Below are 21447 nucleotides of genomic sequence, written 5' to 3'. Positions count from 1 at the left end.
TCTGGTGATTGGCCTGTCCCCCGCCCGCACCAGATGAGGACAAAGGCCTCATCCCCCTCTCCGGGCCTTTGTCCCGCTTTCAAAGAGCCGCCACGGCGCAGCCTCCGCGCCGTGGCGGTTTTTTGTTGCCTATGCCCGTCAGTCGAAAGCGTATCGCCACACAGTCTCAAATCCCCGTGAAGTCGGCGCGGGTTCGGCTTCATTGCAGGCATTGTAACTTGTCTTCGCGCTCCTTCCCGCGTAGGCATAGACATGGCCTTCAATCGTATGGAATCTGCGACTTACCTGGCCAGCTTGTTGGCGAGGGGTTTCTCGCGCGCCCTGCAGGAGCGCGGTCAGAAACTCGGCTTTGCCCCCGGGCAATTCCCGGTCCTCCTGGAATTATGGTCCGAGGAAGGGCTGACTCAGAGACAGCTTCTCGACCGGCTCGACATCGAGCAGGCAACCATGGCCAATACGCTCGCCCGAATGGAGCGAGACGGCCTCATCGTCCGCCGCAAGCATCCGAACGACAAGCGTTCGCAGCAGATATTCCTGACCGAACGAGCCCGCAAGATGGAGGCCGCTGCGAAGGAGGCTGCTGCTGCAGCGGAGCAGTCGCTGCTTTCCGGCTTTCGCCGCTTCGAGAAAGAACTGATGCTCGAATATATGCGCATGGCGCTGGCGAATACGGCGCGCCACGGCGACGCCTCCTGATTTCACCCGACAATTTATCGTTGCATCAAAAGTTTTCGCTTAAAGCCGCCGGGTTTCGATTCTCAGTTTCGCCGCGAAACCCAAAAAGGATTCGCATAATGGCAGATATCACCCCGGTTCTCGAGCGCGCCGACGCAAATCTCCCGAAAAGCCTCGAGCGGCTCTTCGACCTCGTCCGCATCAAGTCCATTTCCACCGATCCCGCCTTCAAGGAGGAGTGCCGCAAGGCTGCGGAGTGGCTGGTGGCGGAACTCGGAGCGATCGGCTTCGAAGCCTCGGTACGCGACACGCCCGGCCATCCGATGGTCGTCGCCCATCACTCTGCCGAGAAGGCGGACGCTCCGCACCTGCTCTTCTACGGCCATTACGATGTGCAGCCGGTCGATCCCCTGAACCTCTGGGAGACCCCGCCCTTCGAGCCCTCCGTCAAGGAGGTCGAGCCCGGCCGCAAAATCATCACCGGCCGGGGTACGGCCGACGACAAGGGCCAGTTGATGACCTTCGTCGAGGCAGTGCGCGCCTATAAGGAGACCCGTGGCGGCTTGCCCTGCCGCATCACCATTCTCTTCGAGGGCGAAGAGGAATCCGGCTCTCCGTCGCTCAAGCCCTTCCTCGAAGCCAATGCCGGTGAACTCAAGGCCGACTACGCTCTTGTCTGCGATACCAGCATGTGGGACCGGGACACGCCCGCGATTTCGGCCGGCTTGCGGGGCCTCGTCGGCGAGGAGGTCGTCGTCAAGGCGGCGGACCGCGACCTGCACTCCGGTTATTTCGGTGGCGCGGCGGCGAACCCGATCCATATCCTGGCCGAGATTCTCGCCGGCCTTCACGACGAGACCGGCCGCGTGACGCTCGACGATTTCTACGAAGGCGTCGAGGAGACGCCGGCCGAGATCAAGGCTGGCTGGGAAACGCTCGGACAGACCGCCGAGAAATTCCTCGGCGAGATCGGCCTCTCTATCCCCTCCGGCGAAAGGGGCCGCTCCGTGCTCGAACTCACCTGGGCACGGCCGACGGCGGAGATCAACGGCATCACCGGGGGCTATACCGGCGAAGGATTCAAGACGGTGATCGCTGCAGAAGCCTCCGCCAAGGTTTCGTTCCGCCTGGTCGGCAAGCAGGACCCGGCAAAGATCCGCGAGAGCTTCCGCGCCTATGTGCGCTCGAAAATTCCGGCGGACTGCTCCGTCGAATTTCATGCGCACGGCGGTTCGCCGGCTATTCATCTGCCCTATGATTCGGCGCTGCTGAGCACGGCGAAGGCGGCACTTTCGGATGAATGGCCGAAGCCCGCCGTGGTCATCGGCATGGGCGGCTCCATACCGATCGTCGGCGATTTCCAGCGGATGCTCGGCATGGAATCGCTGCTGGTCGGGTTCGGTCTTTCCGACGACCGCATCCACTCGCCCAATGAGAAATACGAGCTCGCGTCCTTCCACAAGGGCATCCGCTCGTGGGTCCGCATTCTGGACGCACTCGGCACGCGGTAACGCCTTGCAGGCGGGGGGCTATGGTGAACACCGTTCGGCCATTGTCCACCGCCTTCGGCCATGAATGACAAATCGCACCCGCTTGACGGATATCAAGTCGACTTTGCTTGACCTGCCTGCCTTGGGATGCTTCCCTTTTTGAAAACAAATCAAAGTGGGAAATGGGCTGTTGGCAAGTGCAAGGATCGGGACGCCTCGTCCCGAGCATGTTTCTTTCATTACGCAGAATGGGCATCGCCACCTCGGCAGAACCGCGAAGCGCTTGGCGTGCCTTCAACCGGCCGCTGCTGATGGGCACCCGCATCGCCGCGACGCTTCGCTCGTGAATCGATTTCCGCCGGAAAATCACGCAGAAGCCCCGGCATGAAACGGCTCAAGGCATATTTCTGGCCCGTTGTGGGGCTTGCCGCGATCTTGGTTTCGGTGCGCGCGCTCGTCGATGAACTGCGCGGCCTGTCTCTCAACGAGTTCCTGGCGAGCTTCCAGGCCATATCGCTCGAAAGCTGGCTGCTCGCCATCGGTTCGACGCTTGTCGCCTATGCGGCGCTTGCCGCCTATGACCGGCTGGCGCTCGATCATCTCGGCCACCGCATCTCGCTGTGGTTCATCACCCTCTGCTCGTTCACCACCTATGCGCTTTCGCACAATCTCGGCGCCTCGGTTTTTTCCGGCGCGGTGGTGCGCTATCGAGCGTATCGGTCGAAAGGCCTGACGCCCGGAGAGGTGGGCGTGCTCGTCGCCTTCTGCTCCTTCACCTTCACGCTCGGCACGCTGATGCTCTCGGCCATCGTGCTGCTCCTGAGGCCGAATATCATCGAGAGATTTTCGGAGTTCCTGCCCATCGAAATGTCGTTGACGACGGGCGGCCTCATTCTCGCGCTCATCGCGCTCTACGTCCTCGGCAGCCTGGTCGGCATGCGGCCGCTGCGCACGCGCTGGTTCCAGCTGCATTACCCGCGGCCCTCCATCGTGCTGAGGCAATTGATCATCGCCCCCGTCGAGCTTCTGGGCGCTGCCGGCATCATCTATTTCGCGCTGCCCGAAGCCGGCAATCCCGGCTATGTGGTCATTCTGGGCATCTTCCTCGCATCCTTCTCCGCCGCGCTGCTCTCCCATGCGCCGGGCGGCATCGGTGTGCTTGAATTCGTCTTCATCGCGGCGCTTCCGGAAATGGACCCGGCCGACGTTCTGGCTGCGCTTGCCATTTTTCGGCTGCTCTACCTCCTCGTCCCCTTCGTGCTGGCGCTCGTCGTCATTCTCGTCTTCGAGCATTCCCGCTTTCTGGCCGAGCGTGCCGCGAAGGAGCCGTAGAGTTTCGCTGGAGCACTTCCAGGAAAAGTGTGTAACGCTTTTCCGTCCGGACCTCAGGGGGCGTTGCAGGTGGCGGGGATCGCCTTCTCGATGGGGCCTTCCGCTTCGTCGAGCCGGGCCGTCTCGATCTGATAGGGCGTGAAGGGCGGCACCTGGAGGGACGGATTGATGATCCTCGTCACGTAACAGCCGGAGAAGAAGCGGGTCTTTCCGCCTTCTTCGATGGATTTGATCGCAACCGGAACGGCCGAATAGATGCTGCCGGCAGCGCCCTCCGTGACGACCTTGCCGAACTTCGCTTCCACCGACACCGTCTTGGCGTAACCGTCGGCGAAGGCCTTGAACTCGCCGACGGGTTTCGACGCTCCGAAGTAGCCGTAGGCTCTGGCATATTCCCTCCGGTTGATCGCGTTGTAGAGCGAGCGGACGAGCGCCGCGCCGTCGGAGCGGTCGTCGACATAGGGAAATTCCTCCTGTGCCCTGGCCCCGATCCCCTGCGCGGCAAGGGCGGCAAGGGCGATCAGCACGGTGCAACGAACCCTCATTCTCTCTCCTTTCGAACGGATGAGCCGGCCGGCCGAGAAGCCGGCGCGCTCGCGAGTGTCCGGTACGATCCCGACGATTTTGAGTCGAAGGAGAGGCTTACCGCGGCGGCAGACCGGCCTTTCGCCGGCCGACGACATGCTCGCGCCAGATGGTGAAGATGCCGGCGGCGACCACCAGCACCGAGCCGATGATCATGTTCGTCGTCAGCGTCTCTCCGAAGATGGTCACGCCCATGACGGAGGCGAAGACGAGCTGCAGGTAGGTAAGCGGCTGAACCGCGGCGGCATCGAGCATGTCGTAGGCGCGGATCAGAAAATAGTGGCTCGACGTGCCGGTGATGCAGAGCAGCACCATCCAGATCCAGTCCGCCCCGGAAAGCGTCGCCCAGAAGAAGGGCCCGACGAGACTGATCGCGAAGGCGCCGACGATGCCGGTATAGAAGAAGCTGGTCATCGCCGAATCGTCGCGACTAGCAAGCCTGGTGGTGATGACATAGAAGGCGAACATCACGGCTGCCGCCAGCGGCAGCAGAAAGTTCACGTCGAACGACCCGTCTTCCGGCCGCAGGATCAGAAGAACGCCGATGAGTCCGACGGCAATCGCCGACCAGCGCCGCCACCCGACCCGTTCGCCGAGCAGAGGCATCGACAGGAGCGCCACGAAGAGCGGAGTGGCCGCGAGGATCGCCTGCGAATGCGCCAGCCCGACGATGGTGAAGGACGTGATCACCACGACGATCTGCACGGGCAACAGGACGCCCCGCAGGAGCTGAATGAGCGGCTTTCTCGTCACCGCGGTCGCGGCAAATCCGCCCGGCGCCCGCGCCGCGATCACCGCAGCGAAGCCGGCAAATGCCCAGTAGCGGATCATTGCCACGAAGACCGGCGGGTAGATGGCGCCCAGATGCTTGGAGATGCCGTCCTGGATCGAGAAGATGACGATCGCCAGAAGCGCGAAGACGTAACCGTTTGCCTTGGATCTCATGGGGTGGTGATACACGCGCTTTGCGGCCGCAGCCACGAGTTTTTCGCCCTGTGCATCTGGCCAGATCCGAAGCGCGTCGCGCGAATGCGATGCGTTTTCAGGTATCGCCAGATACAGAAAGACCCCGAGCCGGGAGGAGGTGGCTCGGGGTCTTAAACTTGATCGGTTCTGGGAGGAGGAGTGAACCGACCGAATGCCGGGCGCCGTGGGAGGAGGTACAGCGCTTCGACAAGGAGGAGAATAGATTATTTTCGTTGAGGTAATAGTGCGAATGTTGCATTGCAGCATTGCGCCGGATGCAAGGCGGCGTTCAGCCTTCCGAAGGTGAGGAACCAGGAGGCCGGGGGCCGATGCAAGGTTTTGAACAATCTGCCTTTTTCGCAAGAGAGCTCTTAACTCCCCCTTAAATTGCCGCATTTAAAGTACAACGCATCGGGACCAGCGGACGGGGTGGAGCCTACCGCACGACAACGGCACGGCCGGGATCGCCTGCGGGCGATGGGCACCGGTTTGGCCCCCAAAGGGGATATTTCCTTCCGGCATGGCGAGCGGCAAATCAGGACAGCGGATCGAGCCTTCCTTCGGCAGTAGCGACGACGGCGGCGACCTGCGCGTCGACGCGAGCGACCGCGTCTCGGGCGGCGGCAGCAAGCCGAAGCGCGCCAAGCCGCCCGAACGCGGTGCGAGGCGAGAAAAGCCCGGCAGGCGCGCCGGCGGGCGCGGCTCCGGAAGAAGCGGCTCCGGCGGCGGGTTCTTCGGCCTCGTCCGGCGGCTCGCCTATTGGTGCATCGTGCTCGGCATATGGGGCGCGATCGGCGTCGGCGGGCTCGTGCTCTATTACGGGGCGCGCATGCCGAGCGCCACGAGCTGGTCGATTCCCGAACGGCCGCCCAACGTCAAGATTCTCGCGGCGAATGGCGACATCATTGCCAACAGGGGCGCGACCGGCGGCGAGGCGGTCGCTCTCGAAGACATGTCGCCCTATATCCCGCAGGCGGTGATCGCCATCGAGGATCGCCGCTTTTATTCGCATTTCGGAGTCGATCCGCTGGGGCTGGCGCGCGCCATGCTCACGAACGTCATGAGCGGCCGCATGGTCCAGGGCGGCTCCACGCTCACCCAGCAGCTTGCCAAGAACCTGTTTCTCTCGCCGGAGCGGACGTTGGAGCGCAAGGTGCAGGAGGTGCTGCTCGCCTTTTGGCTGGAGCAGAAATACACCAAGGACCAGATCCTGGCCATGTATCTCAACCGCGTCTTCTTCGGGTCGAACGCCTATGGCGTCGAGGCGGCCTCCCGGCGTTACTTCAACAAGTCGGCGCGCGACGTCAATCTCGGCGAAGCGGCGCTGCTCGCAGGCCTTCTGAAAGCTCCCTCACGGCTGTCGCCGGCCCGAGACCCCGAAGCGGCGGAGGAGCGCGCACAGCTCGTGCTCGGCGCAATGCGCGAGGAAGGCTTCATCAGCGACTCCGAGATCAAGACGGCGATGTCGCAGGCGCCGACGCGGGCAAAGAGCTTCTGGTCCGGCGCCGAGCACTATGTCGCCGACATGGTGATGGACCAGCTCCCCGGCATGATCGGCGAAGTCACGCAAGACCTCGTCATCGATACGACCATCGACCTTGCGCTCGAGAAGAAGGCGGAAGAGGTGCTCGCCGAGAGGCTCGAGGCCGAGGGCGGCAAGCTCAACGCCTCCCAGGCCGCGCTCGTCTCGATCGACGGCACAGGCGCCATCCGCGCGCTCGTCGGCGGCAGGGACTATGCCGAAAGCCAGTTCGACCGCGCCTCCAAGGCGAAGCGCCAGCCGGGCTCGGCCTTCAAGCCCTTCGTCTACGCGGCGGCGCTCGAGATCGGCCGCACGCCGATGTCCGTGCGCAACGACGCGCCGGTCCGGATCGGCAACTGGACACCTGAAAACTATGATCAGAAATACCGCGGCGAGGTGACGCTCGCCGATGCGCTCGCCAATTCGCTGAACACCATCGCCGCCCAGCTCGTCATGGAGGTGGGGCCGCAGAACGTGGTCAAGCTCGCGCACCGGCTGGGCATAGATTCCGAGATGCAGGCCAATGCATCGATCGCGCTCGGCACGTCGGAAGTGACGCTGGTGGAGCTGACGTCCTCCTATGCGCCTTTCATGAATGGCGGCTTCAAGGCGACGCCGCACGTCATCCGGCGCATCTCCGCCGCCGACGGCACCGTGCTTTACGAAAACACCTACGACAATCCGCCGCGGGTGCTCGATCCGGCGATCGTCAGCGAAATGAACCGGATGATGGTGCGCGTGCTGACGGATGGCACCGGCAAAAATGCGCGCCTGCCGGGCTGGGAGGCGGCCGGGAAGACCGGAACGACGCAGTCCTTCCGCGACGCGCTGTTCGTCGGCTACACCTCCAACCTCGCGACCGGCATCTGGTTCGGCAACGACGACGGAAAATTCATGAAGAAGGTCACCGGCGGCGGCCTTCCCGCCAGGGCCTGGCACGATTTCATGGTTGCGGCGCATGAGGGCCTTTCGCCGTCGCCGCTCTTCGGCACGACGGGCGTGCAGCCGGTCTTCGACGAGGGCGGCATCGCTGCTGCCGACGAAATGCCGGCCGAGGGTTTCGGCACGGGTAATCCCGACGTCTTTCCCGAGCGCCCGGCAGGCATGGACGGCGTCGAAAGCATGGACGGCATGGCCGCGGTCGATCAGGTCCGGCCTGCAGAACAGGCCGGTGGACCAGTCCCGCCGGCCGGCGTCGGAGAGACCACCGGTGGGACCCGCCGAACGACGCTGTTCGATCTGCTGACCGGCGGCTGAACCAGCGGCAGCGGGGCCCCGTCGGGTGTTTGTGGATGACGCCTTGCATTTGCCGTCGTTCCCCCCGCAGAATGCCTTGCAGTCCGAAACGCCGGTCCTTATATACGCCGCATCGATGCAGCCGCGGCTGCGATGAAAGACAAAGACCATCCCGTTAGGGGCTGTCCCACGAATGCCTGACCGGGTTCCGACAGTCCGCTGCAAGGAGAGAACGACATGGCTAAAGTTATTGGTATTGACCTGGGAACGACCAACTCCTGCGTCTCCGTCATGGACGGCAAGGACGCGAAGGTGATCGAGAATGCGGAGGGCGCGCGCACGACCCCCTCCATGGTGGCATTCACCGAAGACGGCGAACGTCTCGTCGGCCAGCCGGCCAAGCGCCAGGCGGTGACCAATCCCGAGAACACGCTTTTTGCGATCAAGCGCCTGATCGGCCGCACCTTCGAGGATCCCACGACCCAGAAGGATAAGGGGATGGTCCCCTACAAGATCGTCAAGGCAGACAATGGCGACGCCTGGGTCGAAGCCCATGGCACCAGCTACTCTCCGTCGCAGATCTCCGCGATGATCCTTCAGAAGATGAAGGAAACGGCCGAGTCCTATCTCGGTGAAAAGGTCGAAAAGGCCGTCATCACCGTTCCGGCCTACTTCAACGACGCCCAGCGCCAGGCCACGAAGGATGCCGGCAAGATCGCCGGTCTCGACGTGCTGCGCATCATCAACGAGCCGACCGCAGCGGCCCTTGCCTACGGCCTCGACAAGAAGGAAGGCAAGACGATCGCCGTCTACGATCTTGGCGGCGGCACGTTCGACATCTCGGTCCTGGAAATCGGCGACGGCGTCTTCGAAGTGAAGTCGACCAACGGCGACACCTTCCTTGGCGGTGAAGACTTCGACATGCGCCTCGTCGAATATCTTGCCTCCGAGTTCAAGAAGGAGCAGGGCATCGACCTCAAGAACGACAAGCTCGCGCTGCAGCGCCTGAAGGAAGCTGCCGAAAAGGCGAAGATCGAACTCTCGTCCTCGCAGCAGACCGAAATCAACCTGCCGTTCATCACGGCGGACGCTTCCGGTCCGAAGCACCTGACGATGAAGCTGTCCCGCGCCAAATTCGAGAGCCTGGTCGAAGACCTGATCCAGAAGACCATCGCACCCTGCAAGGCCGCGCTCAAGGATGCCGGCGTTTCGGCTGCCGAGATCGACGAAGTCGTTCTCGTCGGCGGCATGACCCGCATGCCGAAGGTTCAGGAAACGGTGAAGCAGCTTTTCGGCAAGGAACCGCACAAGGGTGTCAACCCGGATGAAGTGGTTGCCATGGGCGCCGCGATCCAGGCGGGCGTTCTGCAGGGCGACGTCAAGGACGTGCTGCTGCTGGACGTCACCCCGCTCTCGCTCGGTATCGAAACGCTCGGCGGCGTTTTCACCCGCCTGATCGAGCGCAACACGACGATCCCGACGAAGAAGAGCCAGGTCTTCTCGACGGCCGACGACAACCAGTCCGCCGTGACGATCCGCGTCTCGCAGGGCGAGCGTGAAATGGCGGCCGACAACAAGCTGCTCGGCCAGTTCGATCTCGTCGGCATTCCGCCGGCACCGCGCGGCGTGCCGCAAATCGAGGTCACGTTCGACATCGATGCGAACGGCATCGTCCAGGTGTCCGCCAAGGATAAGGGCACGGGCAAGGAGCACCAGATCCGCATCCAGGCATCGGGTGGCCTTTCCGACGCCGAGATCGAGAAGATGGTCAAGGATGCCGAAGCCAATGCGGAAGCCGACAAGAAGCGCCGCGAAGGCGTAGAGGCCAAGAACCAGGCCGAAAGCCTGATCCATTCTTCGGAGAAGTCGCTCCAGGAGCATGGCGACAAGGTTTCCGAGACGGACCGCAAGGCGATCGAGGATGCGATCGCAGCGCTCAAGAGCGCCGTCGAAGCTTCCGAGCCGGACGCCGAGGACATTAAGGCCAAGACCAATACCCTCATGGAAGTCTCCATGAAGCTCGGTCAGGCGATCTATGAGGCTCAGCAGACGGACGCCGCCCATGCGGATGCCGCCGCCGACGCCAAGCGCTCCGGCGATGACGTGGTCGACGCCGACTACGAGGAAGTCAAGGACGAAGACGACCGTAAGCGGTCGGCCTGACGGCTTCGCCTTTCGATGAACGGGCCCGGGAGCAATCCCGGGCTTTTTCATAGATAGTTCATGGGCTGCGGCCCCAGGCGTGGAAGCGAACCGACCCTGCGGAGGAAAGTGGCTGCGAAACCGCCGTTTTCCGACAAAAAACGGCTTCGGCCCCGACTTGGCTATGGTATCGCGCTTAAAGGTTTACTAAATCCTGTGGCAAGATAATCAGGCAGCCGTCGGATCCTTCGCGCTGGCAAGCCCTGTCGCTGATAACAGGACGATCTTTGAAGCATGAAACGTGATCTTTACGAAACGCTTGGCGTTCAAAAAACGCGGACGAAAAGGAGCTGAAGAGCGCCTTTCGCAAACTCGCGATGAAATATCACCCGGACAGGAATCCCGGCGACCAGGAATCGGAAAAGTCCTTCAAGGAAATCAACGAAGCTTATGAAACGCTGAAGGACCCGCAGAAACGCGCAGCCTATGACCGTTACGGCCATGCGGCCTTCGAGCAGGGCGGCATGGGCGGAGGCTTCGGCAACGGCTTCGCCGGCGGCGGAGCGCACGGCTTCTCCGATATTTTCGAGGACATCTTCGGCGAAATGATGGGTGGCCGTCAGCGCCGCTCGTCCGGCGGACGCGAGCGCGGCGCGGACCTGCGCTACAACATGGAGATTTCGCTCGAGGAGGCCTATTCCGGCAAGACGGCGCAGATCCGCGTGCCGACGTCGATCACCTGCGACGTCTGCACCGGCACCGGCGCCAAGCCCGGTACCAGCCCGAAGACCTGCGGCACCTGTCAGGGCACCGGCCGCGTCCGCGCGGCCCAGGGCTTCTTCTCGATCGAGCGGACCTGCCCGACCTGCGGCGGGCGTGGCCAGACGATCGCCGACCCTTGCACCAAATGCCACGGCCAGGGCCGCGTCGTGGAGGAGCGGACGCTCTCGGTCAACATTCCGGCCGGTATCGAGGACGGCACGCGCATCCGCCTTTCCGGCGAGGGCGAGGCCGGCCTTCGCGGCGGCCCGGCGGGCGACCTCTACATCTTCCTCTCGGTCAAGCCGCATGAGTTCTATCAGCGCGACGGCGCGGATCTCTATTGCGCCGTGCCGATCTCCATGACGACGGCGGCGCTCGGCGGCAAGTTCGACGTCACCACGCTCGACGGTACCAAATCGCGCGTCACCGTGCCGGAAGGCACGCAGGCCGGCAAGCAGTTCCGCCTCAAGGGCAAGGGCATGCCGGTGCTGCGCTCCAGCCAGACGGGCGATCTCTATATCCAGATTCAAATCGAAACGCCGCAGAAGCTCACCAAGCGCCAACGCGAGTTGCTGCAGGAATTCGAGCAGATCTCGTCCAAGGAGAACAATCCCGAATCGACGGGCTTCTTCTCCCGGATGAAGGATTTCTTCGATACGTTGAGCGATTGAGGTAACGTCTCGGATGTTGTGCCTTCCCCTATGCGGCCGCTCGGGGAAGGGGCCCGGGACTGCGCGGCTTGTCCCTTCTCCCGTGAAATTGGGAGAAGGCGGCGGCAGCCCGATAGGGCCTGTTCGGCGGTCTCCCTGCATGGCACCATCCACCTATATTGCAGCTGAAACCAATTGCCACAGGCCGGCGGCGATGAGTAGCGTGCCCGCAATACGGGAGAGGAGGCGGCCCGGGAAGAACACCTTCTCCGCCAGCACGAAGATGGCGATTGCCGCAATCCAGAGCACATTCATGATGCCGCCGACGAAAAGAAGCGTCATCAGCGCCCAGCAGCAGCCGATGCAATAGAGCCCGTGGCGCAAGCCCAGTCCGACGGCTCCCGCCGGGTCGCGGCGAAAGCCGCCGTGGCGCTGCAGGAAGACGATCGGCGTCTGACACTGGCTGAGGCAGGCATCCTTGAGCGGCGTCCATTGGTAAAGACCCGCGACGATCAACACGGCACCGCTGAAGATGCGACTGGCGCTTGCCAGCGCCGGCGACAGCAGGGTTCCCTCCATGAGCCATTGCCCAAGCGTCGCGGCAAGCGCAAATCCCACCCAGGCAAGGAGATAGCCGCCGGCGAAAAAACCGGTCGCCGCAAAGGGCTTGCCCTCTTTCCGGCTTTGCCGGCCGACCCGGGCATAGAGCAGGATCATCGGCGTTGCCGAAGGCAGCATCATGCCGACCATCATCACGACCCACATGGTCAGAGTGACGCCGGCCTCTACGGAACTCCAGGGACGCGGTGAAATGCCGAGGACGGTGCCGAGCGACGGGGCGTCGCCGGCGTCCATCTCCATGCCGTCCATCTCCATGGCAGGGTCCATCCGCATGTCCGCTCCCATGCCGGGACCGGACATGCTCATGCCGTCGCCGCTCATGGCTGCTGCCAGCCAAAGAGTGTATGTCCAGGCGATCACCGTCAATGCGGCGAGCGACGCTGCCACGATGACGCGATCCCGTCTGAGCAGGCTTTCAAGCGCGGTGTCGGCCGGCATGACGTCAGTGAACCACGCCGCTTCCGGTCATGTGCAGTCTGGCGAAGTGGGCGTGCGAATCCGCGAGCGAAACCGCCAGCGGCCCGCTCGTCTCGGCCCAGCCGCGCCCCACCTCGCAGCGGTCGTATTCGAAGCCGTGCGGAAGGTTGATGCGGGCGTGGTGCTCCTCACCGGTCACCGGATTGACGATCGGCTCGCCGCGAGCCTCCATCCATCCCGGAATGTTGACGCGCGCGGAGCGCCTTTCGACGTCGATCTCGAAATCGATCGGCGCGAAAACCGGTTCGTGGAAGGTCTCGAAAGTCGTCGCGAACACCTGGAAGAAGGTGGCGCCGGGCTCGGTGTCCTGGCCGCTCATGATCCGTAGCAGCGCCTCCCGCTGCTCGTCGGAGGCACGCTCGTCGATGATCGGAACCACCGCGCCCCTGCCCTCGTGAATGGCGCCGGGCCAGGATACGATCATGCCGCATCTCAAGCCGTCGAGCCGGGTGTCGCCATGGTGTCCCTCGTCGATATCGACGACCCCGATCGCGCGGCAATGCCCCTCGGTAGGCAGTGCGTTGAACTGGCACGGGCAGCCATAGGCGCAGTTGCAATGGATGAATTCGCGGCCCTTGATCGTCCACTCGACGTCCGTCATCGTTTCCTCCCCAGATACGATGGAAGTTTCACTCTCCTCCGAATGCAATTTCATTAGATAGCGGGAATATACTCCCCGCCGACGGCAATGCCAACGGGGTGCCTGGCGAAAGCGTCAGGCGATGAGGTCCACGGCGAAATAGCAGAGCGCCGAGATCAACGCTGCCGCCGGCATGGTGATCACCCACGCGACGACGATGTTGCCGGCGAGCCCCCACCGCACCGCCGACACCCGCCTCGCCGCGCCGACGCCGATGATCGCGCCGGTGATCGTGTGGGTGGTCGAAACCGGAATGCCGAGCCAGGTCGCCGCGAACAGCGTGATGGCGCCGCCCGTCTCGGCGCAGAAGCCCTGCATCGGGTTGAGCTTGGTGATCTTCGAGCCCATCGTGTGGACGATCCTCCAACCGCCGAAGAGCGTGCCGAGCGCGATCGCCGCCTGGCAGGTGATGACCACCCAGAAGGGCACGTAGAATTCCGAGCCGAGATAGCCCTGCGAGAAGAGAAGCACGGCAATGATGCCCATGGTCTTCTGCGCATCGTTGCCGCCATGGCCGAGCGAATAGAGGGAAGCCGAAACGAATTGCAGCACCCGGAAGGTGCTGTCGACGGCGAAGGGCGTCTGGCGAACGAAAACCCAGGAGACGATCAGGATCAACAGCAGTGCCAGAACGAAGCCGATGCCCGGCGACATGACGATGGCGCCGGCGGTCTTCAGCAGTCCTTGCCAGACGATCGAGCTGAAACCGGTTTTGGCCAGCCCGGCACCGACGAGGCCGCCGATGAGCGCGTGCGAGGAACTCGACGGGATGCCGAAGACCCAGGTGACGATGTTCCAGGTGATTGCGCCCATCAGCGCCGCGAAGATCACCTGCGGCGTGACGATACCCGGATCGATGATGCCCGTTCCGAGCGTTTCGGCGACGTGCAGTCCGAAGAAGAGGAAGGCGATGAAGTTGAAGAACGCCGCCCAGAAAACCGCATATTGCGGCCGGAGCACGCGGGTCGAAACGATGGTCGCGATCGAATTGGCCGCATCGTGCAGCCCGTTGAGGAAGTCGAAGAAAAGCGCGACGGCAATGAGCCCCACGAGCAGCGGGAAGGCGAGCGTCGCATCCATCAGACGTTCTCGATCACGATGCCGCTGATTTCGTTCGCCACGTCCTCGAAGCGGTCGACGACCTTTTCCAGTTCGCCGTAGATCTCGCTGCCGATGATATAGGCCATGGGGTTGGAAGCGCCGTGGCGCTGGAAGAGATCCTTCAGGCCCTGCTCGTGGAGCTGGTCGGACCTATCCTCGACATGCGTCACCTCCTCGGCGATGGCGCCGAGGCGGTGGGCATTGGCGCCGATGCGACTGAGGAGCGGAATGGCCTCGGCGACCAGATGGGCGGCCTCGACGACCGCCGCGCCCATGGACTGCATGCCGGGGTCGAAGCTCTTCTGTTCATAGAGCCGGATCGTTTTCACCGTCTTGTGCATCATGTCGATCGCATCGTCCATCGACTGGATGAGATCCTTGATGTCGCCGCGGTCGAAGGGGGTGATGAAGCTGCGGCGGACGGCCAGCAGAACCTCGCGGGTGATCTCGTCGGCCTCGTTCTCGAGCGCGACGATGCGGTCGCAATGGCTTTCGATGTCAGGGCCGCCGGCAAGAAGCGCGTTCAGCGCCTCCGCCGCACCCATGACGGTGCGCGAATGGTCGGCGAAGAGGTCGAAGAAACGGTCTTCCCGGGGAGGAGCTTGCGAAACAGGCCGAGCATCAGCGATCCATCCAACTGTCGATTGTCACGCAGTTGTCATATTGTACTTGCGCGCTCGGGGAAAGTTCCGATGCGGCCGAAAAAAAGGGCTTTCCCACAGGCGATTGGGCGGAAATGCGCAGCCCGGACACGGAATCGCCGCGGGCCGGAGAGAGGCAGACGGAACACCCCTTTCCGCCTTGCCTTGGCCCGGCTTTCATCCTACCTGACAGCAACGTCGAATTCGGACCCGCAATGCCCCACAAGGTCTTTCTCACACGTCTGAAACTGAGCGACTTCCGCAACTATGCGACGCTGGCGCTCGACCTCGACCAGCGCCATGTGGTGCTGACCGGCGAGAACGGCGCGGGCAAAACCAATCTGATGGAGGCGGTCTCCCTTCTTTCGCCCGGGCGCGGCTTGAGGCGCGCTGCCTATGCCGATATCGCCCGCGTCGGCGCCGCCGATGGTTTCTCGATCTTCGCCGCCGTCGACGGCATGGAAGGGTCGGTGGAGATCGGCACGGGGACTCAAGGGGCCGAGGAGGGGCAATCACGGCGCCTCAGACTCAACGGCACTGCGGCCCGCACGGTCGACGAACTCACCGATCACCTCCGGGTGCTCTGGCTCACGCCGGCGATGGATGGCCTCTTCACCGGCCCTTCCGCCGACCGCAGGCGTTTTCTCGACCGGCTGGTACTGTCGCTCGATCCCGGGCACGGCCGGCGCGCCAGCGAGTTCGAGCGCGCCATGCGCAGCCGCAACCGGCTACTCTCGGAATTCCGACCCGATCCCGCCTGGCTGTCGGCCATCGAGCGCGAAATGGCCGGGCTCGGCATCTCCATGGCGCTCGCCCGTCAGGAGATGCTCGGCCTGCTCTCGGCCCTCGTCGAGCGAAGCCGGAGCGATGGGACCTTTCCGTCCGCAAGCCTGTCGCTCGCCGGCTTTCTCGACGACTGTGCAGGTATTCCCGCCTTTGAACTCGAAGAGCGTTATCTGGCAATGCTCGCCGAAGGCCGTGCCCGCGATACGGCCGCCGGCCGCACGCTCGACGGGCCGCACCGCACCGATCTTCTGATCCGCCACCGGGAAAAGGACATGGAGGCAGAGCGCTGTTCGACCGGCGAGCAGAAGGCGCTGCTCGTCGGTCTGGTTCTCGCGCATGCACGGCTCGTCGGGGATATGACCGGCCACGCCCCGGTGTTGCTGCTCGACGAAATCGCCGCCCATCTCGACCGGGGACGCCGTGCCGCCCTCTTCGATCTGGTCGATGGGCTCGGCGGCCAGGCCTTCATGACGGGCACCGACCGGGCGATGTTCGACGCCCTTGGCGAGCGGGCTCAATATCTGGCCGTTGCAAACGGCCGCGTTTCCGGGTGACATAGAGCGCCGTCCGCGGAAATTAAATGGAGACGCATATGACGACCGATGCGACGCTCGCTCCTTCGGAGATTGCGCGCTACGCACGCCACATCGTGCTGCCGGAGATCGGCGGCCCGGGGCAGCAGAAACTCAAGGCCGCGCGCGTGCTCGTCATCGGCGCGGGCGGGCTCGGCGCGCCGGCTCTGCAATATCTCGCGGCCGCCGGTGTCGGCACGCTCGGGGTCGTCGACGATGACGTGGTCTCGTTGTCGAACCTGCAGCGTCAGGTGATCCACGCCACCGCAGATATCGGGCGGCCGAAGGTCGAGAGCGCCGCCGCGGCGATCGACGCCCTCAATCCGCATGTGAAGGTCATGACGCACGCGCTCAGGCTGGACGCCGAAAATGCAGATGCGCTCATGCGCCAATACGATCTCGTCGTCGACGGGTCGGATAATTTCGATACGCGTTATCTCGCCGCCGATACGGCCGCGGCGGCAGGCGTGGCGCTCGTCACCGGTGCCGTCGGACGCTTCGACGGCTCGGTCACCGTGCTGAAGCCCTACGAGACCGATGCCGAGGGGCACCCGAACCCCTCATACCGCGATCTCTTCCCGGAGCCGCCGCCGCCGGGCACCGTGCCAAGCTGCGCCGAAGCGGGCGTCCTGGGCGCGCTCACCGGCGTCATCGGCACGCTGCAGGCGATGGAAGCGATCAAGCTCGTCACCGGCATCGGCGAGCCGCTGGTCGGCCGTCTGCTGCTCTACGATGCGCTCGCCGCCCGGTTCAACACGATCCGCTATCGGCGCGGCACGCGCTGAGGACGCCATGGAGACGGTTCGCATCGACGCCAGCTTCGATCGTTACGAGGAGTTGCTGTCGCTGATCCGTGCGTCCTTCGCCTATATGGACGGCCGCATCGATCCGCCCTCCTCGGCCCATGCGCTGACGGCGGCCTCCCTTAACCGGAAAGCAAGAGACGAGATCGCCTTCGCGGCCGTCGCCGGGCGTGACCTCCTGGGCTGCATCTTCTGCAAGCCGGAAGCGGACTGTCTCTATATCGGCAAACTCGCCGTCGCTCCCGGCTTCCAGGGAAAGGGAGTAGGGCGGATGCTCATCGCCGCCGCCGAGGAAACGGCGCGCGGTCTGGGCCTGCCTGCGCTGAGGCTTCAGACACGCATCGAACTCACCGGGAACCAGGCCGCTTTTGCGGCTTTGGGCTTCGTGGAGACGGCGCGAACCGCCCACCCAGGCTTCACCCGCCCGACCTCGGTCGATATGCGCAAAGTGCTCAGCTAGATCACGATGCTTTTGGGTCGGGTCGACCTAAAACACGACCGTGATCGGTTTCAGGAAGTTGAGACGCGGGATGCGGGCGGAAAGCCGCACACGTTTTTCCTCATCCCGCTCTTTTCCTCATCCCGCTCCAGGGCCGAGGTGTGGGGAGGTATCGCCGCGCGCCGGCACCCGCCGGAAGCCCGCAAAGAGAGACTGGAGCGCTTCGCTCCCCTGGGCCACGAGGTCGAAGCGGCGGCCGAACAGCAGCCATTCGGTACAGAGCCCCATCATCATCCAGCGCAGGGCCCGCGCCGCGGTCGGCGGCGCCCAGTGCTCCTGCAACTGACCCCTTTCCAGTGCCCGGGCGAAGGCAAGCTCCAGAAGGGCATCGTGGCGCTCCTCGATCTCGCGCTGGCGCACGAGAACGGCGGACATGTCATTGTCGTAGTCGCAGCGCAGCATGATCGCGAGAATGCGCTGCCGCTGCTCGTCCGCGGCCAGGGTCGTCAACCAGTCGCTGGTCGCGCTCTCGACGATGGCGAGCGTGTCGAAGGCTTCCGTTTCGATCTCGCGTGCGATCATGTCTTCGTGAGGCAGCGGCACGGCCTCGTAAAGGGCGAGGAAGAGATCCGTCTTGTTGGCGAAATGCCAGTAGATGGCGCCGCGGGTGACGCCCGCCTCCTTCGCCACTTCCTCGAGCGTCGTATTGGGAACGCCCTTCTTGTAGAACATCCGCTCGGCGGCACACAGAATCTTCTGTCTTGTAGCCTCGGCGTCGGCCTTGGTTCGGCGCATCTATTCAAATTCTCCTTCGGCGACGGCCCGCCCGCCGCCGTAGGCGGGCGGGCCGTCTTCGATATTATTCGGCCGGGCTGGCGGTTTCGGATGCTGGCTTGGCCGCCTCCGGCGCCGCTCTTCCGCGTTCGAAGATCTTCATCACGAACACGAAGAAGACCGGGACGAAGAAGATCGCCAGCACCGTCGCCGAGATCATGCCGCCCATGACTCCCGTGCCGATGGCGCGCTGGCTGCCGGAACTTGCGCCCGTCGCGATCGCCAGCGGCAGGACGCCGAGGGTGAAGGCGAGCGAGGTCATCAGGATCGGCCGGAAGCGCAGATGCGCAGCCTCCAGTGTCGAGTCGATGAGCGACTTGCCCTGTTCGCGGAGTTCCTTGGCGAACTCGATGATCAGGATCGCGTTCTTCGCCGAAAGCCCGATGATCGCGATCAGGCCGACCTTGAAGTACACATCGTTCGGCATGTCGCGCATCGTCACGGCAAGCACGGCGCCGATGACGCCGAGCGGCACGACCATGATGACCGAGACCGGAATGGACCAGCTCTCATAGAGTGCGGCCAGGCACAGGAAGACGAGCAGGCAGGAGAGCGCAATCAGGAGCGGCGCCTGCGAGCCCGACTGGATTTCCTGCAGCGACTGCCCCGTCCACTCGTAGCCGAAGCCCGCGGGAAGCTGGGCCACCAGGCGCTCCATCTCGGCGATCGCATCGCCGGAGGAGTAGCCGGGAGCGGCCTCGCCGCTGATGCGGACCGCCGGATAACCGTTATAGCCCACCGTTTGCGTCGGCGCCTTGACCCATTCCACATCCGCAAAGGCCGAAAGCGGAACCATGCCGCCATTGGAGTTGCGGACATTCAGGTTCAGGAGATCCGCCGTCTGCATGCGCTTCGTCTCGTCCGCCTGCACCGTCACGCGCTGCATGCGGCCGGCATTCGGGAAGTCGTTGACATAGGACGAGCCGAGATTGGTCGAGATGGTCGAGTTGATGTCGGCAAAGGTCACGCCGAAGGTATTGGCCTTCTCGCGGTCGATATTGACGCTGACCTGCGCCGCATCGGGCATGCCCTCGAAGCGGACCCCGGTCAGGACCTTGCTCTGGGAGGCGAGGCCGAGCAGCTGATCGCGCGCTTGCGCCAGCGCCTCTTGACCGAGACCCGCACGGTCCTGCAGGCGGAAAGAAAACCCGCCGGTCGTCCCGAGTCCCTGGATCGCCGGAGGCGACAGAGCGAAGCTGATCGCATCCTTGATCTGACTCATGGCCATCGTGGCGCGGCCGGCGATCGACTGGGCGGAGTTGTCAGCATCGCGCTCGCTCCAGTCCTTGAGCGTCACGAATGCGAGCCCCGCATTCTGCCCGCTGCCGAAAAAGGAGAAGCCGTTGATCGCCACGATCGTGTCGACCGCCTTTTCCTGGCCGAAGATGGTCTCGGTCTGCTCGATCACCTCCGTGGTGCGGTTTGCAGTCGCTTCCGAAGGCAATTGCATCATCACGATGACGAAGCCCTGGTCCTCGTCCGGCAGAAAGGACGAAGGAAGCTGGAGAAAGGCCCAGCCGAGGCCGGCAAGCAGCGCTAGATAGATGACCATGAAGCGGCCGGTCCGCCTGACGATGCCCCCGACGGCGCGCGTGTAGCCGTGCGACGTCCGGTCGAAACCGCGATTGAACCAGCCGAAGAAGCCGCGCTTGGCGTGATGGTGACCCTTCGGAACCTGCTTGAGGAAGCTTGCGCAAAGCGCCGGCGTCAGCGAGAGCGCAAGCAGCGCCGAGAACAGGATCGAGACGACCATGGTAAGACTGAACTGGCGGTAGATCACGCCGACGGCGCCCGGGAAGAAGGCCATCGGGATGAACACCGAAGCCAGCACCAGGGTGATGCCGATCACCGCACCGGTGATCTGCTTCATCGCCTTGCGGGTTGCATCCTTCGGAGTGAGCCCTTCTTCCGACATGATACGCTCGACGTTCTCGACCACGATGATCGCATCGTCGACGAGAATGCCGATCGCCAGCACCATGCCGAACATCGTCAGCACGTTGATCGAGAAGCCCATCGCCAGCATGACGGCGCAGGTGCCGAGCAGGGCGACCGGCACGACGATGGTGGGAATGATCGTGTAGCGGACGTTCTGCAGGAAGAGGAACATTACCAGGAAGACGAGGCCGACGGCCTCGACGAGGGTGTGCAGCACCTTCTCAATCGACACCGCGACGAAGGGCGAGGTGTCATAGGGGACCGAATATTCGAGCCCTTCCGGGAAGAACTCCGCCAGCTCGTCCATGCGCGCCTTGATCGCTGCCGAGGTCGACATCGCGTTGCCGCTCGGAGAAAGCTGCACGGCGATGGCCGCCGAGGGGCTGCCGTTGAGGCGGGTGGAGAAGGTGTAGCTTTCGCCGCCGATCTCGAGGCGCGCGACGTCGCGCAGCCGCACGGCGGAGCCGTCGGCATTTGCCCTGAGCACGATGGCACCGAATTCCTCCGGGCTCGAAAGCTGACCCTTGATGACGACCGGAGCGGTGACCTGCTGCGTGATCGGATTCGGCTGGGCGCCGATCGAGCCCGAGGCGATCTGGGCGTTCTGAGCCTGGATCGCTGCCGTGACGTCGGCCGCCGTCAGGTTGAGGCCGAGCATCTTGTCGGGGTCGAGCCAGACGCGCATCGAGCGCTCGGTCGCAAAGAGCTGGGCGCGTCCGACGCCGGGCACGCGCTGGATTTCGCTGAGCACGTTGCGGCTGAGATAGTCGCCGAGCCCGATCGCGTCCATCGAACCGTCGGTCGAAGTCAACGAGATGATCAGCAGGAAGCCGGCGCCGGCCTCGTCCACCTGCACGCCTTGCTGCCTGACGGGATCGGGCAGGCGCGGTTCGACGCGCTGCACCCGGTTCTGAATGTCGACCGAGGCCTGGCTTGGATCGGTGCCCGGCTGGAAGGTGGCGTCGATCGAGACCGAGCCGGAGGAGCTGGTCGACGATTCGAAGTAAAGCAGCCCCTCGACGCCGTTCAGCTCGTCCTCGATCAGCCGCGTGACGCTCTGATAGGTGTCCTGCGAGGAGGCGCCGGGATAGTTGGTATTGATCGATATCTGCGGCGGTGCGACATCCGGATACTGCGAAACCGGCAGGAGCGGGATAGCGATGATGCCGGCGATCATGATGAAGATCGCCACCACCCAGGCAAAGATCGGCCTGTCTATGAAAAAACTGGGCATG

The 21447-nt window shown here is 63.8% G+C and carries 15 protein-coding genes and 2 pseudogenes; 9 read left to right on the top strand and 8 right to left on the bottom strand.

Annotated features, from left to right (window positions below):
* Window positions 1-252 precede the first annotated feature (252 nt).
* The 3 genes from N0Q91_RS17075 to N0Q91_RS17065 all read left to right on the top strand — a co-directional run bounded on the left by N0Q91_RS17075 (window position 253) and on the right by N0Q91_RS17065 (window position 3497).
* Window positions 253-696 carry a MarR family winged helix-turn-helix transcriptional regulator gene (locus tag N0Q91_RS17075; protein WP_018093804.1) on the top strand — a complete coding sequence of 148 codons (444 nt, stop codon included), beginning with the start codon at window positions 253-255 and terminating at the stop codon, window positions 694-696.
* Window positions 697-791: 95 nt separating this feature from the next.
* Complete coding sequence (locus N0Q91_RS17070; protein ID WP_275598147.1) at window positions 792-2186, top strand: M20/M25/M40 family metallo-hydrolase; 1395 nt, start codon at window positions 792-794, stop codon at window positions 2184-2186.
* Between the two features lie 363 nt (window positions 2187-2549).
* The gene (locus N0Q91_RS17065) at window positions 2550-3497 is read left to right on the top strand and encodes a lysylphosphatidylglycerol synthase transmembrane domain-containing protein (RefSeq protein WP_275597006.1); all 948 of its coding nucleotides are present in this window, start codon (window positions 2550-2552) and stop codon (window positions 3495-3497) included.
* Window positions 3498-3550: 53 nt separating this feature from the next.
* Here the strand turns inward: N0Q91_RS17065 and N0Q91_RS17060 are convergent, their stop codons facing one another.
* Window positions 3551-4042 carry a hypothetical protein gene (locus N0Q91_RS17060; protein ID WP_275597005.1) on the bottom strand — a complete coding sequence of 164 codons (492 nt, stop codon included), beginning with the start codon at window positions 4040-4042 and terminating at the stop codon, window positions 3551-3553.
* A gap of 97 nt (window positions 4043-4139) precedes the next feature.
* A complete protein-coding gene (locus tag N0Q91_RS17055) occupies window positions 4140-5063 on the bottom strand; it encodes a DMT family transporter (RefSeq protein WP_275597004.1) in 924 nt (307 codons plus the stop codon).
* Window positions 5064-5568: 505 nt separating this feature from the next.
* On the opposite strand from N0Q91_RS17055, the gene N0Q91_RS17050 reads away from it, so the two are divergent.
* From N0Q91_RS17050 to dnaJ, 3 genes and pseudogenes are all read left to right on the top strand, one after another.
* On the top strand, window positions 5569-7827 hold the full coding sequence (locus tag N0Q91_RS17050) for a transglycosylase domain-containing protein (protein ID WP_275597003.1): 2259 nt from the start codon (window positions 5569-5571) through the stop codon (window positions 7825-7827).
* Between the two features lie 216 nt (window positions 7828-8043).
* A complete protein-coding gene (gene dnaK / locus N0Q91_RS17045) occupies window positions 8044-9969 on the top strand; it encodes a molecular chaperone DnaK (RefSeq protein ID WP_100669893.1) in 1926 nt (641 codons plus the stop codon).
* A 273-nt stretch (window positions 9970-10242) separates the two neighbouring features.
* A pseudogene (dnaJ, locus tag N0Q91_RS17040) lies at window positions 10243-11381 on the top strand (molecular chaperone DnaJ).
* A 153-nt stretch (window positions 11382-11534) separates the two neighbouring features.
* Here the strand turns inward: dnaJ and N0Q91_RS17035 are convergent.
* The 4 genes and pseudogenes from N0Q91_RS17035 to N0Q91_RS17020 all read right to left on the bottom strand — a co-directional run bounded on the left by N0Q91_RS17035 (window position 11535) and on the right by N0Q91_RS17020 (window position 14821).
* Window positions 11535-12419, bottom strand: a complete 885-nt coding sequence (locus N0Q91_RS17035) for a DUF2182 domain-containing protein (RefSeq protein WP_100669892.1) — start codon at window positions 12417-12419, stop codon at window positions 11535-11537.
* 4 nt (window positions 12420-12423) lie between these two features.
* The gene (locus N0Q91_RS17030) at window positions 12424-13059 is read right to left on the bottom strand and encodes a DUF1326 domain-containing protein (protein ID WP_100669891.1); all 636 of its coding nucleotides are present in this window, start codon (window positions 13057-13059) and stop codon (window positions 12424-12426) included.
* Window positions 13060-13173: 114 nt separating this feature from the next.
* Window positions 13174-14178 carry an inorganic phosphate transporter gene (locus N0Q91_RS17025; protein ID WP_018093815.1) on the bottom strand — a complete coding sequence of 335 codons (1005 nt, stop codon included), beginning with the start codon at window positions 14176-14178 and terminating at the stop codon, window positions 13174-13176.
* Window positions 14178-14821, bottom strand: a pseudogene (locus N0Q91_RS17020) (DUF47 domain-containing protein). Before N0Q91_RS17020 ends, N0Q91_RS17025 begins: the two are co-directional and overlap by 1 nt.
* A gap of 234 nt (window positions 14822-15055) precedes the next feature.
* On the opposite strand from N0Q91_RS17020, the gene recF reads away from it, so the two are divergent.
* Genes recF through N0Q91_RS17005 form a run of 3 tightly spaced genes read left to right on the top strand, consistent with a single transcriptional unit; the run spans window position 15056 to window position 17461 of the window.
* Window positions 15056-16180 carry a DNA replication/repair protein RecF gene (recF, locus tag N0Q91_RS17015; protein ID WP_275597002.1) on the top strand — a complete coding sequence of 375 codons (1125 nt, stop codon included), beginning with the start codon at window positions 15056-15058 and terminating at the stop codon, window positions 16178-16180.
* Between the two features lie 26 nt (window positions 16181-16206).
* Complete coding sequence (locus tag N0Q91_RS17010; RefSeq protein ID WP_275597001.1) at window positions 16207-16983, top strand: molybdopterin-synthase adenylyltransferase MoeB; 777 nt, start codon at window positions 16207-16209, stop codon at window positions 16981-16983.
* 7 nt (window positions 16984-16990) lie between these two features.
* On the top strand, window positions 16991-17461 hold the full coding sequence (locus tag N0Q91_RS17005) for a GNAT family N-acetyltransferase (protein WP_100669889.1): 471 nt from the start codon (window positions 16991-16993) through the stop codon (window positions 17459-17461).
* A gap of 117 nt (window positions 17462-17578) precedes the next feature.
* On the opposite strand, the gene N0Q91_RS17000 is transcribed toward N0Q91_RS17005, so the two are convergent.
* Both N0Q91_RS17000 and N0Q91_RS16995 read right to left on the bottom strand, forming a co-directional pair.
* Window positions 17579-18235 carry a TetR family transcriptional regulator gene (locus tag N0Q91_RS17000; protein WP_275597000.1) on the bottom strand — a complete coding sequence of 219 codons (657 nt, stop codon included), beginning with the start codon at window positions 18233-18235 and terminating at the stop codon, window positions 17579-17581.
* A 64-nt stretch (window positions 18236-18299) separates the two neighbouring features.
* Window positions 18300-21446, bottom strand: coding sequence for a multidrug efflux RND transporter permease subunit (locus N0Q91_RS16995; RefSeq protein WP_100669887.1), 3147 nt, complete (start codon window positions 21444-21446; stop codon window positions 18300-18302).
* Between the last annotated feature and the right edge of the window lies 1 nt (window position 21447).

Source organism: Sinorhizobium prairiense, assembly GCF_029201645.2.
In the GTDB taxonomy this organism is placed as follows: Bacteria; Pseudomonadota; Alphaproteobacteria; order Rhizobiales; family Rhizobiaceae; genus Sinorhizobium; species Sinorhizobium meliloti_A.
Note: the sequence above shows the minus strand (reverse complement) of the source record. Positions and strands in the feature narration are given on the sequence as shown.

What these genes read in the sequence shown, in the direction of transcription:
- N0Q91_RS17075 (WP_018093804.1), top strand. Translation starts at nt 253, where the DNA reads ATGGCCTTCAATCGTATGGAATCTGCGACTTACCTGGCCAGCTTGTTG.
- N0Q91_RS17065 (WP_275597006.1), top strand. Translation starts at nt 2,550, where the DNA reads ATGAAACGGCTCAAGGCATATTTCTGGCCCGTTGTGGGGCTTGCCGCG.
- N0Q91_RS17060 (WP_275597005.1), bottom strand. Translation starts at nt 4,042, where the DNA reads ATGAGGGTTCGTTGCACCGTGCTGATCGCCCTTGCCGCCCTTGCCGCG.
- N0Q91_RS17050 (WP_275597003.1), top strand. Translation starts at nt 5,569, where the DNA reads ATGGCGAGCGGCAAATCAGGACAGCGGATCGAGCCTTCCTTCGGCAGT.
- dnaK (WP_100669893.1), top strand. Translation starts at nt 8,044, where the DNA reads ATGGCTAAAGTTATTGGTATTGACCTGGGAACGACCAACTCCTGCGTC.
- N0Q91_RS17035 (WP_100669892.1), bottom strand. Translation starts at nt 12,419, where the DNA reads ATGCCGGCCGACACCGCGCTTGAAAGCCTGCTCAGACGGGATCGCGTC.
- N0Q91_RS17030 (WP_100669891.1), bottom strand. Translation starts at nt 13,059, where the DNA reads ATGACGGACGTCGAGTGGACGATCAAGGGCCGCGAATTCATCCATTGC.
- N0Q91_RS17025 (WP_018093815.1), bottom strand. Translation starts at nt 14,178, where the DNA reads ATGGATGCGACGCTCGCCTTCCCGCTGCTCGTGGGGCTCATTGCCGTC.
- recF (WP_275597002.1), top strand. Translation starts at nt 15,056, where the DNA reads ATGCCCCACAAGGTCTTTCTCACACGTCTGAAACTGAGCGACTTCCGC.
- N0Q91_RS17010 (WP_275597001.1), top strand. Translation starts at nt 16,207, where the DNA reads ATGGAGACGCATATGACGACCGATGCGACGCTCGCTCCTTCGGAGATT.
- N0Q91_RS17005 (WP_100669889.1), top strand. Translation starts at nt 16,991, where the DNA reads ATGGAGACGGTTCGCATCGACGCCAGCTTCGATCGTTACGAGGAGTTG.
- N0Q91_RS17000 (WP_275597000.1), bottom strand. Translation starts at nt 18,235, where the DNA reads ATGCGCCGAACCAAGGCCGACGCCGAGGCTACAAGACAGAAGATTCTG.
- N0Q91_RS16995 (WP_100669887.1), bottom strand. Translation starts at nt 21,446, where the DNA reads ATGCCCAGTTTTTTCATAGACAGGCCGATCTTTGCCTGGGTGGTGGCG.